We start from the raw sequence: 16,502 nt of genomic DNA on the forward strand, positions 1-16,502 counted from the left end.
CGTGCCACACGTTTCACGGGCTCAGCGACTCAGCCCGCGCAAGGCAGAGGAGGACATAATGGTTTCCGCCCGCCGCTCCGCCCGGATGACCGGGGTTCTCTCGCTCGCGGCCTTCGCCGCGCTCCTTGGGGCTCTGCCCGCCACCGCCCAGGACGGGACGATCGCGCTGGTCGGAGGCCAGCTGCTGGACGGGTACGAGGTGCCTCCGATCCATCATGCGGCCGTCGTCATCGAAGGGAACCGGATCGTCGCCGTGGGGCCCGCGGCCGAGATCGAGATCCCGCCCGACGCCGAGGTCATCGATACGCGGGGCAAGACCATGATGCCCGGGATGGTCGACGCGCACGTGCACATCATGATCCTCGGGCACGGCGACTACAGCCAGTGGTTCCCGTGGTTCGAGGGGAACGACGACCTCGTGTACGAGACGTCCGCCCGGCAGTTGCTCGCGGCGGGTGTGACCGCGGGGGTCGATCTCGCGGCGCCGATGTCCAGCCTCGCCTTCCGCGACCGGGTCAACCGCAACGAGGTGCCGGGTCCGCGGCTGCTCGTCAGCGGCCCGTGGGTCACCCGCTACGCCTGGGATTTCCTTCCCGACGAACTCCGCGTCCTGCACCGCACGCCCGAGGAGGCGGCGGAGCGGACGCGGATGCTGATCGATGCCGGAGTCGACGTGATCAAGACGTGGATCGGCACGACCGAGGAGGACATGCGGGCGATCAAAGCGGTGGCGGGACCGGCGGGCGTCCCCATCCACTGCCACGTCTACGAGGAGGAGGTCGTGTGGGGCGCGATCCGCGGCGGCTGCGACGTGCTCCAGCACGCGGGCTCCGGTGGAAGCGTCCCGGCCTACTCGCAGGACCTCGTCGACTACATCGCGATGGAGGGGATCCCGGTCGTACAGACGATTTCGCACCGGATCTGGATCTATCCCGCCACGCTCGAGTTCCCGGAGCGGCTCTGGGACCCGGATATCATCAACAGCTTCCCCGAGCCGATCCGGGAGCAGGTGCTGAACTCCTACACGAAGGACGACTTCTGGCGGAAGCCCTACTTCCGCAGCACGCCGCGGCAGATACGGAACAGCGAGCGTGCGTCGCGCCAGTTCATCGATGCGGACGCCTTGATGGCGATGGGCACGGACACCGGGTCACCCCTCAACTTCCACGCGGAGTCGGCGTGGCGTGAGGTGTCGGCGCTCGTCGACATGGGGATGACGGAGATCGAGGCGATTTCATCGGCCACCAAAGTTGCGGCGGAAGTGCTCGGGCTCCGCGAGACGGGGACGATCGAGCCCGGCAAGCTCGCGGACATCATCGTCGTGGACGGCAACCCGCTGTTCGACATCAACGTGCTCGGCTACGTGACCGACGTGATCAAGGACGGGATCGTCTACAAGCGAAACGGCGTCCCGGTGTGGGAGATGGAGAGCGCGCGGACCAGCACGAGCGGGCGGTGATGCGCCGGACCCTTCCGCGGCCGGCGCCGGGACTTGTCGCCGCGCTGGTCCTCACCGCATGCGGCGTGGTTCCGGAGTCGGCGGACGACGGCGCGACGACCCGCGCCGGCGACGCTCCGTACGACCTCGTGATCGTCGGTGGAACGGTCGTCGATGGCACCGGCGCCGACCGCTTCACCGCCGACGTGGGAATCCGCGGCGGCCGCGTGGTCGAAGTGGCGCGCGACGGCGGGCTCTCCGGGCGGGGAGCCGAGGAAATCGACGCCTCCGGCCTCATCGTCTCCCCGGGGTTCGTCGACCACCACAACCACGTCCAGAACCAGGTCCACCGGCGACCGCTGGCCGAGAACTTCATTCGCCAGGGCATCACGACCATCCTTCCCTCGCTTCACAGCGGCGACCAGCCGTACCCGCTGCGCGACTACATCGAGGACCTCGAGGTCGCACCCAACATCGGCTTTTTCGCGGGCCACACCTGGACCCGCGAGCAGGTGCTCGGGATGGAGGATCGCGCGCCGACGCCGGAGGAACTCGACGAGATGCGCGACCTCGTGCGCGAGGCGATGGAGGACGGTGCGCTCGGGCTCGCGACCGGACTCCTCTACGTCCCGGCGAACTACGCCGAGACCGAGGAGGTCATCGAGCTGGCGAAGGTCGCGGCGGAATACGGCGGCATCTACTACACCCACATGCGGGACGAAGCGCGCGGTCTCCTGCCGGCCGTGCGCGAGGCGATCCGCATCGGCGCCGAGGGCGGGCTTCCCGTCCACATCAACCATTTCAAGGCGATGGGGGTGGACAACTGGGGGAAGACCGTCGAGTCCCTCGCGCTCGTGGACTCTGCGCGCGCCGAGGGGATCGACGTCAAGGTCGATCTCTACCCGTACCTGGCGGGCAGTACGGGCTCCAGCGTGCTCTTCCCGCAATGGGTGCTGGCCGGCGGCGTCGACTCGTTCCGGGTGCGGGTGACCGACCCGGAAATCCGCCCGCGGGTGGAGCGGGAGACCGAGGAGTGGATGCGCCGGGACTGGACTGGTGGAGACCTGTCACGAATCCAGTTCCGCACGCTCCGCGCCTTCCCGGAATACAACGGGAGGCGGATGTCGGACCTCGCCGCGGACCGGGGGCTCCCGAACAACGACGCCACGGGCGTCCAACTCGCGATCGAACTCCAGTTGGCGGGCGGGTTCAGCGCCATCTACCACTTCATGGACGAGGCGGACGTCATCCGCATCATGCGGCACCCGCAGGCGATGTTCGAGACGGACGGGGATCCGGTCGGCTACGGGCTCGGGTTCCCGCACCCGCGGAGCTACGGAACGTTTCCCCGCATCCTCGGGCGCTACGTGCGCGAGATGGGCGTGCTCACGCTGGAGGAGGCGATCCGGAAGATGACGTCGATGTCGACGGACGAGATCGGCCAGTCCGAACGCGGCCGGATCGCGCCCGGCATGTGGGCGGACATCACCGTCTTCGACGCCGACCGCATCATCGACCGCGCCGACTACGTGGACCCGCACCGCTACTCGGTCGGAATCCACCACGTGATCGTGAACGGCGTCCCCGTCATCCTCGACGGCTCCGTCACGGGCGCGAAGCCTGGCCACGTGCTGAAAGGCCCCGCCCGCCACCTGACCGAAACCCGCGGCTAGCCGGCGGTGTCGGCCTCCGGGTCGCCCGTCCGTTGGCCCAGTTCGGTCTCGAGCATGAGCAGGGCCGACTTGTCGTCGCCCGCGAGCCGCAGCCGATCGACGATGTCGGAGATCGTCTTCTCCTCCTCGACCTGCTCGTTGACGAACCACTGCAGCATGACCTGGGCCGGATAGTCGGCTTCGTCCATCGCGAGGCGATAGAGGTCGCCGATCATCCCGGACACCTTCCGCTCGTGCCCCAACGCCGCCTCGAACACCTCCAGCGGCGAACCGAACTCAGAAGGCGGGGCGTCGATCGCCCCGAGCGAGACCTGTCCTTCACGGTCGTGCACGAAGTCGAAGATGCGGAGCGCGTGCTCCCGCTCCTCCTCGGCCTGCGCGCGCATCCAGCGCGCGAAGCCCGGAAGGCCTTCGCCCTCGAAGTGCGCGCACATGGAAAGGTAGACCTGGCTCGCGTACAGCTCCTGCGTGATCTGCCCGTTGAGCGCCGCCTGCATCCTGGTGCCGATCATCTTGTCCGCCCGCTCCTCTCGTCTCGTCAAGAATGCGCGCCGCGACGCGGATATGCGCCACGCTCGCGCCGGACCGAATCTCGTTTCCCGCGTACCGGATCGCCAGCGACAAATGGTTGCTCCTCTTTGCCGGCGGCGGCTATCGTTGCCGCGCTCGCGGCCGGAGTCCCTGCCACAATGTCCGAGGCTCCGGTGATTCCAGCCGATTCCGCCGCCGCGTCCAGCGCGAGTGGCTGTCGAAGATATCCATGACCGACAACATGAACACGGATTCCGCCGCCGATTCGGGCCATCCGCCCGGCTTGATGGACAAGCTCGTGTCCCTCGCCAAGCGGCGCGGGTTCATCTTCCAGTCCTCCGAGATCTACGGCGGCGTCGGGTCCGTCTACGATTACGGCCCGCTCGGCATCGAGCTCAAGAACCGCATCCAGGATCTGTGGTGGCGCGAGATGGTGTATCGCCACCCGAACATCGTGGGGCTCGACGCGGGGATCCTCATGAACCCGGAGGTGTGGGTCGCGAGCGGGCACGTGGGCGCCTTCACGGACCCGCTCGTCGAGTGCCGGAGTTGCCACCGCCGCTTCCGCGCGGACGACCTCCCGCAACTGGAGTCGGGCGAGCCCGAAGCCCAGCAGTGCGGCGTGTGCGGGACGACCGGCCAGTGGACCGATCCCCGCCAGTTCAACCTCATGTTCAAGACGTTCATGGGGGTGGTGGAGGACGAGGCGTCGACCGTCTACCTGCGGCCGGAGACGGCGCAGGGGATCTTCGTCAACTTCCGGAACGTGCAGGAATCCGTGCGCCAGAAGGTCCCGTTCGGAATCGCGCAGGTGGGGAAGGCGTTCCGGAACGAGATCACGCCCGGGAACTTCATCTTCCGCACGCGTGAGTTCGAGCAGATGGAGATGCAGTTCTTCGTCGCGCCGGGGACGGAGGACGAGTGGTTCGAAACGTGGAAGGAACGCCGCATGGCGTGGGTCGAGACGCTGGGCATCCGTTCGGAGCGGCTGCGTTTCCACCGGCACGGGCCGGACGAACTCGCGCACTACTGCAAGGATGCGTCGGACATCCAGTACCGGTTCCCGTTCGGGTGGCAGGAGTTCGAGGGAATCCACAACCGGACGGACTACGACCTCGGGCGTCACCAGCAGCACTCGGGGAAGAAGCTGGAATACTTCGACCAGCCGGCGAACCGGAAGTACGTGCCGTACGTGGTCGAGACCTCCGCGGGACTCAGCCGCACCCTCCTCGTCGTGCTCGCCGATGCCTACGACGAGGAGGAGGTCGGGGGCCAGAAGCGCGTCGTGCTGCGGCTCAAGCCCGCGCTGGCGCCCTTCCACGCGGCGGTCTTCCCGCTCGTGAAGAAGGACGGGATGCCGGAGATCGCCGACAAGCTGGCGGACGATCTGCGTGGCACGTTCAACGTGTTCCACGACATCGCGGGGTCGATCGGCCGGCGATACCGGCGGCAGGACGAAGCGGGAACGCCGTTCTGTCTGACGATCGATGGCCAGACGCTCGAGGATGAGACGTGCACGGTGCGCGATCGGGATTCTCTCGAGCAGACGCGCGTGCCGCTGTCGGGCGTCGCGGCGTGGCTCGGCGCCGCGATCGGCGGCGCCTGACCGGGCGGGCCGCCCTTGCCGTTTCGCGTAGCGGAGATCCGTGACCGGGCCCAGCGCCTGCAGAGCGCGCTGGCGCGCGCCTACTATCGGCTCCGCAGCGGGCTGGACGAGCGGTCTTCGCTCGCGTCGCTGTACCGACAACATCGGCTTCTCCTCAGTCCCGGAGTGCTTCAGGCCATCCAGCGCGACCTTTCCGAGGCGCAAGGGGATGAGCGCCGGCGCCTGAAGACGCTTTTCAACTGGGTCGCGGGGCAGCAGATCGAGGCCGAACTCGCCCCGCTGGAAGACGAACTGCGGTCGTGGGAGACGGGGACGACCGTCGTTCTCGCCGAGCGGGAGATCCCGCTGAGACGCGTCCCGGACTGGATCGTGCGCGCGGAGGACCGCAGCGAGCGGCTGGGGTGGGAGGCGGCGCGCCACCGCCGGATCGAAGAGGCCGCGGCGCTCCGGCTGGATGTCGTGCACCGGGGACGCGAGGCCGTGGTTCAGCTCGGTCTTGGGGAATTCACCGAGGCGCGGGAGCGGCTGGCCGGCCTGGACCTGCAGCATCTGGAGCGCGACGCGGCGGCGATCCTCGAGGGTACGGAGGCGCGCTACCGGCGGATGTTCGCGGCAGAGACGGAGGCTCGCCTCGATCCGCGCGACGGGCCGCCTTCGCGAGCCGACGCGCGGTGGCTGATGGGGATGCGCTGGCTCGGGCGGTACTTCGAGATCGAACCGTTCGCCGCGCGTCTTCGCCGCGCCGTCGAGGTGCTGGGACTCGGGCGGGTGTTCGATCGTTCCGTACGCGTCGATATCGACGGACGACGGCTCAAGGACGAACGGTCGTTCACGGCGGTCATCGACGCACCCGAGGACGTGCGCCTCGTCGTGTGTCCGCTCGGCGGCTGGATCGACGCGCGCCGCCTGCTCCACGAAACGGGACACGCGCTCCACTACACGTACGCATCCGCCGCGCTCTCGTGGGAGGAGCGGGTGCTGGGCGACGATTCGATCGGCGAATCCTTCGGGCTGGTGTTCGACTCGCTGACGCTGGATCGCGGATGGGTCGAATCCGCGACGGGACTCGAGGGCGCCGCGCTCGAGGACTATCGGCAACTCGCCGCTTTCCTCAGGCTCTACCGTCTGCGCCGCGACGCCGCGCGGCTTCTCTGGGAACTGGAGTTGGCACGGGCGCAGCGGCCCGGCGAGCAGGCCGACCGATACGCCGCACTGCTGAGCGAAACGACCGGGTTCGCGCACCATCCGGGCACCTACCTCACGGATCATCGTCGGGGCTTCCAGGCCGCCAGGCGCCTGCGGGGCTGGATGCTCAGCTCCATCATCATCGATCGCCTCAACAGCCGCTTCGGGGCCGGATGGCACGGCAGCGCCGCGGCCGGCAAGTTCCTGCTCGAGGTTCTCTCGGCCGGCCGGCGCGAAGACGCCGCCCAGCTTGCGCCGCAGTTCGGCGTGGAGGGGCTGACGCCCGAGACGCTGCTCGCGCGCGTCGAGCGCTGGCAGTGAGCGGACGGCGGTGAGCGGGCTGCGCTGGCCCGGCAGGTTCGCGCTGGGCGCGGCGGCCGGGCTCGCGGGCGTCGCGTGGTGGCTGGCCATGACGCGCCGCAACGAGGCGCTGGTGCGGCCGCCCATTCGGGACGGCTCCGGCGAGGCGCTCCCCGGCGGTGTCATCGAGTACTCCGACGGCGAGAGGGTCGAATACGTCGACGCCGGGTCGGGGGATGCGCTCGTCTGGGTCCCCGGTGCGGACGGACCGAAGGAGACGTTCCGCTATCAGCTGCCGAGCTTCGCCCGGCGCCATCGCGTCGTGTGCGCGGATCTGCGGCGTGAGTTTGCGGTGACGGACGACTTCGACCGCCTGGTCGACGACGTGGCCGAACTCGTCGAGGCGCGCGACGTCGAGCGCTTTGTGCTCATCGGGACGAGCCTCGGGAGCGCGATCGCGATGCGCTTCGCGAGCCGGTTTCCGGAGCGTCTGCGGGGGATCGTGCTGTGCAACCCGCTGGCGCGCGTCTCCTACCGCCACATCGGCTTCAACCGGGCCGCGCTCATCCCTCTCGCCATGGTGACGACCCGATATCTCCCGACGGAACTCTCCCGCGGCCTGGCCCAGGTCTGGAGCCGTCTCGGCGTCTGGATCTTCGACGACTCGCCGGGTCGGGATGCCCTGATCGAGTACGCGCTCTTCACCGGGCCGCGAACCGTCCGTCCCACCGTCTCCGACCGCCGCGTCTCAGGCCTGCGGCGGGTGGATCTGCGAACGGATCTGCCCCACATCGCGGTGCCCGCGCTCGTGGTGAAGGGCCCACGCGACGAGTATTGTCCGGTGGACTGGGCGCGCGAAATCACCGAGCTGCTCCCGGACGCCGAGTACGTCCCCATTCAGGGCACCGGGCACTGCTCGCACATCTCGCGCCCCGGCGCCTTCAACGAGACACTGGACGATTGGCTCCAGCGGCTCCGGGCGCGCGAGGAAGCGGAAAAAGAGTCAGCCGAGAGAGGCGACGCATGACGAATCCCGTCTTCAGCTCCCGGGCCGCGATGATGCTGGCCATGCTCGGGATGGCCGTCGGAACCGGCAATATCTGGCGCTTCCCGCGTATCGCGGCCTCCAACGGGGGCGGCTCCTTCCTCGTCGCATGGGTCGTTTTCCTCTTCCTCTGGTCCGTGCCCCTGATTCTCGCGGAGTTCGCCGCCGGCAAGGCGACACGCTCGGGCCCCATCGGAGCGTTCACGAAGCTGGGGGGGAAGAAAACCGCCTGGATGGGCGCCTGGATCGCCTTCATCTCGACCGCGATCATGTTCTACTACACGGTCGTGATGGGGTGGACGATCCGGTATCTCGTCGGTGCGGTGACCGGAACCGTGCCGACCGCGCCCTGCGAGGTCGGGGCCGCGGCGTGCATCGGGCCGCAGGAATACTGGGACACCTTCATCGGCTCGCCGTGGCCGATCCTCACGCACGCGATCGCGATCGGGCTTGCGGTGATCGTGGTCCTGCGCGGCGTGAAGGGGATCGAGCGCGCCGCGCGCTTCCTGATTCCGAGCCTGCTGCTGCTCGTCCTGGCGTTGACGGTCCGGGCGGTCACGCTCCCGGGGGCGAGCGCGGGCCTCGCGTTCCTCTTCACGCCCGACTGGGCGGAGCTCGGCAATCCCACCATCTGGCTCGAGGCCCTGACGCAGAACGCCTGGGACACGGGCGCGGGCTGGGGACTGATCACCGCGTACGCCGTCTACATGAAGAAGCGCGAGGACACGACGCTGAACGCCTTCATGCTGGGTTTCGGCAACAACTCCGTGTCGCTGCTGGCGGGGATCATGGTGCTGTGCACGGTGTTCGCGATCCTTCCCAACGCGGCCGACCAGATCGTGGGGGCGGGGAACGAGGGGCTGACCTTCATCTGGGTGCCGCAACTCTTCGGGCTCATGCCGGGCGGGTCCGTGTTCATGGTCCTCTTCTTCCTCGCGCTCGTGTTCGCGGCCTGGAGCAGCCTGATCGCGATGATCGAGATGCCGACCCGCGTCCTCGCGGATGCGGGGATCGCGCGCAAGAGGGCCGTGCTGACGATCGGCGGCCTCGGGTTCATCCTCGGACTGCCGTCCGCCATCTGGATCGAGGTGTTCCGCAATCAGGACTGGGTGTGGGGCGTCGGGCTGATGATGAGCGGTCTCTTCTTCTCGATCATGATCATGCGCCACGGCGTGGACCGCTTCCGCACACGGCTGGTGAACAGCGTGGGCAGCGATCTCGTGGTCGGAAGGTGGTGGAACATCGTGATTCGACTCGTCGCCGCGCAGGCGGTCGTGATCACGGTGTGGTGGCTGTGGCGGTCCGTCGACCTGAACGACCTGGGCGCGTCGTTCACGCTGTTCTCGGAGTTCAACGTCGGAACGGTGCTCATCCAGTGGGCGATCGCGATCGCGGCCTTCCTGGGTCTCAACCGCTGGCTGGCCGCGAACGCCGCGGGCTCCCCGGCTTCGGCGGACGACGCCTGACGGGGGCGGCGACCGTTCGATCGCGCGGTGAACTTCAACCGATTCGAGACGGCGGCTCGCCGCATGTGGCACGAGATCCCCGCTGAAGCGCGGGAAGGGGTCGACGGGCTGACGATCGAGCCGGAGGCCGCAAGCCACCCCGACTTCCACTGGGTGTACACGATGGGGGAGTGCCTGACGGAGGCGTGGCCGAGCGGTGCCGGCGGAGACGGCGACGTGCGTTCGGAACTCGTCCTCTATCACGGTTCCTTCCGGGCGCTCGCGGGGGAGGACCCCGACTTCGACTGGGAAGGCGAGCTGTGGGAGACGATCCTGCACGAACTGCTGCACCACCGGGAATCCGCCGCCGGGGAGGCGGGTCTGGATGAGGTGGACTGGGCGCATGAACAGAATCTGCGGCGGCTCGCCGGGGAGCCCTTCGACCCGGACTTCTGCCGGGCGGTGCCGTCCGGCCCGGACGGCGTCGTGAAGCTCGAATCGGAGCTGTTCGTCGAGTCGGTGATCACGGAACGCGCGGATGAAGCCGTCTTCGAATGGCGCGGGCGACGCTACGCCGTGGAGGCTCCGCCGTACGCGAACCGGGCGTTCGTGGAAGTGCCGAACCTGGCCGGGGGCCGCCTGTGCGTCATCATCCGCCGACGCCTTCCGTGGTGGCGCTTCGGACGAGGGAAGAACTACCGGCCCGCGGAAGTCTCCCTTCGGGCGTACCCCCTCCCCCCCGGCGACGGCTGATGCCGCTGTTCGGCAGCTTCCGGATCGGACGCTGGTTCGGCTTCCCCATCCGGATCGACTTTTCGTGGTTCCCGATCGCGGCGCTCGTGATCTGGACCTTCACCACGCGCGAATTCCCGCGTGCGCTGCCCTTCTATCCCTCATCCACGTACCTCGCGATGGGGACGGCGGCGGCGCTCCTCTTCTTCCTCTCCGTAGTCCTGCACGAACTGGGTCACGCCCTGGCGGGCCGAGCGCGCGGCGTGGAAGTCGAGCACATCACGCTCTTCATCTTCGGCGGCATCGCGCAGGCGCGAGATGAGGCCCGGCGTCCGCTGGATGAGTTCCTGCTCACCGCGGCGGGTCCCCTCGCGAGCGTCGCCCTCGCCGCCGCCTTCCACGGAGGGCGGGTGGCGGCGGAAGCCTGGGCCGCCCCGGCGCCGGTGGTCACGGTGCTCGGGTTCCTGGCGCTTCTCAACTTCGTGCTCGCCGTCTTCAACATGATCCCCGGTTTTCCGCTCGACGGGGGCCGGATCTTCCGCTCCATCGTATGGGCCGTCACCGGAGACCTCGTCAAAGCCACCCGGTGGGCCACACAGGGCGGGCGGCTGTTCGGCGGCGCGCTCATCGTCCTCGGGCTCTTCAACCTGAGCCGTGGACAGTTCATCTCCGGCGTGTGGGCGGCCTTCATCGGTTGGTTCGTGGTCAATGCGGCCTCGTCGAGCCTGCGACACTTCGAACTCCGCACGCTCCTGCGCCGGATCCCCGTCGCGAGGGTGATGAACCCCCGGCCCCGCATGATCGAGGCGGCCATGCCCGTGGAGCGGGCCATATCCGACTACTTCCTGCGCGGACGGGAGGAGGCGTATCCGGTAGAGCGGGACGGCGGCCTGATCGGGGTCGTCGAAGCCCGGGCCGTCTCCGCGGTGCCGGAGAACGCTCGCGCGACAACGCCGGTATCGGCGGTCGCGCGACCCGTCGAGGAGTTCCCTTCGGCCCGTCCCGACGAGTCTCTGGCGGAAGCCCTGTTCCGGATTCGGATCCAGGTGTCGTATCTGCTCGTGATCGAGAACGGGTTCGTCGTCGGCGCGCTCGACCCGCGTGAGGTCAGCGCGAGAGTGCAGCGGCTGCAGCGGATGGGGCTCGTGAGCCTCGGGCCGCCGCCGGCGAAGAGCGCCTGACCCGGTGGCCCGGCCTCGTTCCTGGAAGGCCCGTTCCGAGCTGGCCGCGGCGTTGTCCCCGCGACTTGCCGCCCTCTACCCGGACCTTACCGTCTCGCTGGACTGGGAGACGCCGCTCCAGCTGATCGTCGCGACGGTGCTCTCGGCCCAGTGCACGGACGAGCGCGTGAACCGGGTCACGCGCACCCTCTTCCCCGCCTATCCCGACGCCCGCGCGTATGCCGACGCGCCGCTGGAGGAGCTGCGGGAGGCCGTGCGCCCGACCGGATTCTTCAACAACAAGGCGCGCCACCTGAAGGGACTGGGCCGCCGTCTCGTCGACGTGTACGACGGGGAAGTCCCACGGACGATGGAAGACCTGCTCACGCTCCCCGGTGTTGCCCGGAAGACTGCGAACGTCGTGCTCTCCAACGCGTTCGGGCTTCACGAGGGCGTGGTCGTGGACACGCACGTGAAGCGGGTCACGCACCGCTTCGGCCTCACGAACGAGGTCGATCCCCCGAAAGTGGAGAAGGATCTGATGAGGGTTCTGCCGCGCGAGGAATGGCACCCCTTCGCGTGGCGCTCGATCCTGCACGGCCGCACGGTCTGCTACGCCCGGAAGCCGCGTTGCGCCGCGTGCCCGGTGGCCGATCTCTGCGTCAGTGCCGGGAAGTTCGGGTGACGTGAGCGTCGGCCGCGATGGCGCCGCGCTGAAGCGGGCCGTCCGCGCCGCCGCGCGGGCCGCCGGGTTCGACCAGGTAGGGTTCGCTCCGGCGGCGCCCCCGGCGCACGCGGACGCATACGAGGGCTGGCTCGCGAGCGGCTACCATGGCGAGATGGCCTACATGGCGCGGGAGGACGCCGTTCGCCGCCGCCTCGACCCGCGGGAGGCCCTCCCCGGCTGCCGGACGCTCATCGTCGTCAGCCTCCTGTATGGGTCGAGGCCTGCCGCCACGGCGCCGCCGCGCGGGCGGCCCGTCGACGCCTGGGACTCCGCTCCGGATCGCCGACTGCCCGTCGTCGCCCGTTACGCGCTGGGCCGCGACTACCACGACGTGTTCGAGGAGCGGCTCGATGCGCTCTCCGCCGCCATCGAGGATCTCTCTCCCGGCGCCCGCACCAAGCGCTACGTGGACTATGGTCCCGTCCTCGAGCGGGACCACGCGCAGCGCGCGGGGCTGGGCTGGATCGGCAAGAACACGATGCTCCTCCACCCCGACCTCGGGTCCTACTTCATGCTGGGAGAGCTGCTCACGGACCTCGAGATCGAGCCCGATCCCCCCTTCGTCCACGACCGCTGCGGGACCTGCCGCCGCTGCATCGACGCGTGCCCGACGGACGCGATCCTGGACGGCCGGCTCCTCGATGCGCGGCTCTGCATCTCGTATCTCACGATCGAACTCCGAGGCCCCATCCCCGAGACGCTGCGCCCCGCGATCGGCAACCGGGTGTTCGGCTGCGACATCTGCCAGGAGGTGTGCCCCTGGAACTCGGAGGCGTCCGCCCCCGAGGAGGCGCCGTTCGCGCCCCGGCCCGGCCAACCGGTGCCGCCGGAGGACATGGTCGCGTGGGCGGAGGAACTGGCCTCCCTCGATGCCGACGAGTTCCGCACGCGCTACCGGGGCACCGCGTTCCGCCGCCCCGGCCGCGACGGGCTGCTCCGGAATCTGGCGGTCGGCCTCGGCAACTCCGGCGGGCCCGGCGCGCACCGCATCCTGCGGCGCCTCGTGGAGGACCCGTCGCCCCTCGTCCGGGAACACGCCCGGTGGGCGCTCGACGTACTCCAGGGTTAGGTTGGACCGTCGCACCGAAACGCGGAGAACTGAGGAGAAAAACGCATGCCGGGTTATGCGGTCCTGGGAGAACCGTGGTGGATCGCCCTCGTGTGGATTCTTGTCGCAGGGCACCTCACGAACATGGTCAACACGCTCTATCTGCACCGCTCGGCGACGCACGGCGGCGTCGTGTTTCATCCGGTCGTCGAGCACGCCATGCGTTTCTGGTGCTGGCTCACGACCGGGATCGTCACGAAGGAGTGGGTCGCGATCCACCGGAAGCACCACGCCTATGCGGACCGCGAGGGCGATCCTCATTCGCCCACGCTCGAAGGTCTCGCGAACATTGCGTTCGGCGGGCTCTTCTTCTATCGGAAGGCCGCGAAGGACGAGACGCTGCTCGAGAAATACGGGAAGGGGACGCCCGACGACTGGGTCGAACGCAAGGTCTACGCCAAGCGCCGTGGCCTGGGGCTCAGAATCATGCTCGTCCTCAATCTGTACCTGTTCGGGATCATTCCCGGGCTCATCGTCTGGACGTGCATGGTGTTCTGGATGCCGCTCACGGGGAACATCATCAACGGCCTCGGACACGCGCTCGGCTACCGGACCTTCGGCACCCGCGACGACAGCCACAATCTCTATCCCTGGGGGATCTGGATTCTCGGCGAGGAACTCCACAACAACCATCACGCGGACCCGCGCTCGGCCAAGTTCAAGGCGCACTGGTGGGAGTTCGACATCGGCTGGTTCTACATCCGGATACTGAGCGTCCTGCGACTCGCCAACGTGCTCTACGCGCGCACGGCGACCCCGCGGGAATTCGCGGCGAAGTTCTACCGTGACTCGGCGGACCGCATGAACCGGCGTCTGGATCGGGCGCTGTCGCGCATCCAGCGGACCCGCGAGGCCGGACTGCGGCGCATCGAACGCGCCCGCGAGGAACAATCCCTCAAGCGTCTCGACCGCGCCGCCGCCAGAGCGCGGGCCCGTCTGGATCGGGTCCGGCCCGGCAAGTTCGCGCGCGTCGCCCGGGCGAAGGCTGAGGCCGGCGCCGAACTCGACCGGGCTCGAGAGGCCGCCCGCACCCGCATCCTCCGCGCCGCGGAGGCCTGACCCTCGAAAGCCGCCCCGCCCCGGACTCACCGGATGCTTGTTGACGCCGCTCGTAGTTCCGTGCATCTTCCGAAAACTATTTTTAGCCTAGGCTAAAAATCAGCCCGGGCCGCGGCCCGGATCGGTGTTCGGGGGAAATCCGGAGGACAGGTGAAGCCGGAGAAGCTGAGTCGGCGTGACTGGCTGAAGCTTGGCGCAGCGGGGGTTGCCGGCGTATCGGGAGCGACGGTGCTGGATCTGGCCTCCCGGGGCGGGGCCAGGGAGGCTCTGGCGGCCAGCGGGGCCATGCCGCGCGAGCCGCGAGTGGACGGAGCCGCGGCGGGCCCGCACGCGGGGCACCAGGAGGCGATGGGGATCGTCGGCATGCCCGGGCCCGACGGCACATTCGACCCGGCGGCCTTCCTCACCGACTTCGACTACGGTGAGGTCACGACTCGCGCCGACGGGCGCGTCGTGCGGCGCTGGGAGTTGGTGGCGCTCGACCGCGACATCGAGATCGCGCCCGGCGTCTTCTTCCCGGCGTGGACCTACAACGGGCAGGTGCCGGGTCCGACGCTGCGCTGCACGGAGGGGGACATCCTCCAGGTCGAGTTCATCAACGCGGGCTCGCATCCCCACACCATCCACTTCCACGGCACGCACCCGCCGGAGATGGACGGCTTCGAGCCCATCGTGGAACCGGGCCAGCGCTTCACCTACGAGTTCGAGGCGAAGCCGTTCGGGCTCCACCTGTACCACTGCCACACGATGCCGCTCAAGCGGCACATCCATAAGGGTCTGTACGGGACGTTCATCGTGGATCCGCCCGAAGGCCGGGAACCGGCGCGGGAGATGGTGATGGTGATGAACGCGTTCGACAGCAACCTGGACGGGGACAACGAGGTGTACGCGGTCAACACTTCGGCGTTCTACTACCACCACCATCCGGTGCGTGTGGGCGTGAACGATCTGTGCCGGATCTATCTCGTGAACACGACCGAGTTCGACCTCATCAACTCCTTCCACCTGCACGCGGGCATGTTCAAGGTGTTCCGAACCGGCACCCGGCCGGACCAGTACGACCTCACGGACACGATCATGATGTGCCAGGGCGAGCGGCACGTCCTCGAGTTCCGCCTCGAGAACCCGGGCATGCACATGTTCCACGCGCACCAGAGCGAGTTCGCGGAACTGGGGTGGATGGGTTTCTTCGAGGCGGTCGAGCGGCTCGCCGCCGACGAGGGCGCGCCCGTGCGCGCCGCATCCCGCAGTGTCTGACGAGCGGTCCGACGCCGCTCCGCGCGGGGGCGGCCCGGCGCGCTGGGTCCTTGGCCTCTTCCCGCTCGCGCTGCTGGCGGGGCTCGTCGCGTTCTTCTTCGGCGCCGATCCCACGGCCCCCTTCCGGAACGCGTTCCCGCCCGTCGAGGATCTCACGATCGAGCGCGTGAGCTTCCCGGAGAGCGGCGTCATGCGCGTGCACGTCGTGAACGGAGGCCCCGAGGCGGCCACCATCGCGCAGGTGATCGTCGACGATGCCTTCTGGCAGTTCGAGATCGAGGGCGATCCGACCCTGCCGCGTCTCGCCCGAGCCACGCTGGAACTGGACTACCCATGGGTGGAGGGAGAACTCCACGTCATCCGGCTCGTGACCTCCACCGGACTCACCTTCGATCACGAGGTGGCGGTGGCGACGCTCTCGCCGCGCCCCAACGCCCTTTACCTCACGACGTTCGGCCTCCTCGGCCTCTACGCGGGGGTCATCCCCGTCCTCGTGGGCCTGCTGTGGTATCCCTTCCTGCGCCGGATCGACCGCAAGTGGATCCACTTCTACCTCAGCCTCACCGTGGGCCTCCTGGCTTTCCTCGTTGTCGATGCGTTCGAGGACACGCTCGAGGCTTCGGCGCTCGTGCCGGAGGGATTCCAGGCGGCGGGGCTGATCGCCGTCGGCGTCATCGGCGCCATCGTCGGTCTCAGGGCCCTGGGGAACCTCGGACGCGGCCGGGGCGGCGGAGGCTCCACCGGAGCGGGCGGGGGCGGGGCGAGCAGCGGGCTCACGGTGGCGTACCTGATCGCCATCAGCATCGGGCTGCACAACCTCGGCGAGGGACTCGCGATCGGGGCGGCCTTCTCCCTCGGCGAGATCGCGCTCGGAAGCTTCCTCGTCATCGGCTTCGCGCTCCACAACACGACGGAGGGGCTGGCGATCGTCGCGCCCGTCGCGGACCGGCGGCCCGCGCTCCGACACTTCGCCTTCATGGGCGGAATCGCCGGACTGCCGACCGTACTGGGAGCGTGGGCGGGCGGATTCTCCTACTCGCCGACGCTGGCGACGTTCTTCCTCGCGCTCGGCGCCGGAGCCATCCTGCAGGTCATCGTCGAGGTCACCCGGCTGATCCGGAAGAGCTGGCCGCAGGGCCTGTTCACGCCGCTCAATGCCACGGGCCTCCTCCTCGGCCTGCTGGTCATGTACGGCACGGCGCTGATGGTGACCGCGTAGCCTGACGGCCCAACCAA

14 protein-coding genes are annotated in these 16,502 nt (G+C 68.9%); 13 read left to right on the forward strand and 1 reads right to left on the reverse strand.

Annotated elements, in window-relative coordinates; all coding sequences use genetic code 11:
- Window positions 1-58: 58 nt before the first annotated feature.
- Window positions 59-1,459 (forward strand): amidohydrolase family protein, encoded by a 1,401-nt coding sequence (locus RN901_RS02370; protein ID WP_310755508.1) that lies wholly within the window; start codon window positions 59-61, stop codon window positions 1,457-1,459.
- Window positions 1,459-3,111: a D-aminoacylase gene (locus RN901_RS02375; RefSeq protein WP_310755511.1), complete on the forward strand. Its 1,653-nt coding sequence runs from the start codon at window positions 1,459-1,461 to the stop codon at window positions 3,109-3,111. Before RN901_RS02370 ends, RN901_RS02375 begins: the two co-directional genes overlap by 1 nt.
- Here the strand turns inward: RN901_RS02375 and RN901_RS02380 are convergent.
- Window positions 3,108-3,623, reverse strand: a complete 516-nt coding sequence (locus RN901_RS02380; RefSeq protein ID WP_310755515.1) for a ferritin — start codon at window positions 3,621-3,623, stop codon at window positions 3,108-3,110. The two genes, RN901_RS02375 and RN901_RS02380, sit on opposite strands and share 4 nt — an antisense overlap.
- Window positions 3,624-3,871: 248 nt before the next feature.
- Here RN901_RS02380 and RN901_RS02385 point away from each other — a divergent pair, with 248 nt between their 5' ends.
- The 11 genes from RN901_RS02385 (at window position 3,872) to RN901_RS02435 (ending at window position 16,485) form a co-directional block, all read left to right on the forward strand.
- Window positions 3,872-5,248, forward strand: a complete 1,377-nt coding sequence (locus tag RN901_RS02385) for a glycine--tRNA ligase (RefSeq protein WP_310755518.1) — start codon at window positions 3,872-3,874, stop codon at window positions 5,246-5,248.
- 15 nt (window positions 5,249-5,263) lie between these two features.
- Complete coding sequence (locus tag RN901_RS02390) at window positions 5,264-6,754, forward strand: hypothetical protein (RefSeq protein ID WP_310755521.1); 1,491 nt, start codon at window positions 5,264-5,266, stop codon at window positions 6,752-6,754.
- 10 nt (window positions 6,755-6,764) lie between these two features.
- Window positions 6,765-7,760, forward strand: a complete 996-nt coding sequence (locus tag RN901_RS02395; protein ID WP_310755524.1) for an alpha/beta hydrolase — start codon at window positions 6,765-6,767, stop codon at window positions 7,758-7,760.
- On the forward strand, window positions 7,757-9,244 hold the full coding sequence (locus RN901_RS02400; protein WP_310755528.1) for a sodium-dependent transporter: 1,488 nt from the start codon (window positions 7,757-7,759) through the stop codon (window positions 9,242-9,244). The genes RN901_RS02395 and RN901_RS02400 overlap by 4 nt, the downstream gene beginning before the upstream one ends.
- Window positions 9,245-9,271: 27 nt before the next feature.
- A complete protein-coding gene (locus tag RN901_RS02405; RefSeq protein WP_310755532.1) occupies window positions 9,272-9,976 on the forward strand; it encodes a hypothetical protein in 705 nt (234 codons plus the stop codon).
- On the forward strand, window positions 9,976-11,136 hold the full coding sequence (locus tag RN901_RS02410) for a site-2 protease family protein (RefSeq protein WP_310755535.1): 1,161 nt from the start codon (window positions 9,976-9,978) through the stop codon (window positions 11,134-11,136). Before RN901_RS02405 ends, RN901_RS02410 begins: the two co-directional genes overlap by 1 nt.
- A gap of 52 nt (window positions 11,137-11,188) precedes the next feature.
- The gene (gene nth / locus RN901_RS02415) at window positions 11,189-11,800 is read left to right on the forward strand and encodes an endonuclease III (RefSeq protein ID WP_310755538.1); all 612 of its coding nucleotides are present in this window, start codon (window positions 11,189-11,191) and stop codon (window positions 11,798-11,800) included.
- Between the two features lies 1 nt (window position 11,801).
- Complete coding sequence (gene queG / locus RN901_RS02420; protein ID WP_310755541.1) at window positions 11,802-12,911, forward strand: tRNA epoxyqueuosine(34) reductase QueG; 1,110 nt, start codon at window positions 11,802-11,804, stop codon at window positions 12,909-12,911.
- A 45-nt stretch (window positions 12,912-12,956) separates the two neighbouring features.
- Window positions 12,957-14,009, forward strand: coding sequence for a fatty acid desaturase (locus RN901_RS02425; RefSeq protein ID WP_310755544.1), 1,053 nt, complete (start codon window positions 12,957-12,959; stop codon window positions 14,007-14,009).
- 150 nt (window positions 14,010-14,159) lie between these two features.
- Window positions 14,160-15,266 carry a multicopper oxidase domain-containing protein gene (locus tag RN901_RS02430; RefSeq protein ID WP_310755548.1) on the forward strand — a complete coding sequence of 369 codons (1,107 nt, stop codon included), beginning with the start codon at window positions 14,160-14,162 and terminating at the stop codon, window positions 15,264-15,266.
- On the forward strand, window positions 15,259-16,485 hold the full coding sequence (locus RN901_RS02435; protein WP_310755551.1) for a hypothetical protein: 1,227 nt from the start codon (window positions 15,259-15,261) through the stop codon (window positions 16,483-16,485). Before RN901_RS02430 ends, RN901_RS02435 begins: the two co-directional genes overlap by 8 nt.
- The last annotated feature ends 17 nt before the right edge of the window (window positions 16,486-16,502 follow it).

The sequence above is a fragment of the Candidatus Palauibacter soopunensis genome (assembly GCF_947581735.1).
Classification (GTDB): domain Bacteria; phylum Gemmatimonadota; class Gemmatimonadetes; order Palauibacterales; family Palauibacteraceae; genus Palauibacter; species Palauibacter soopunensis.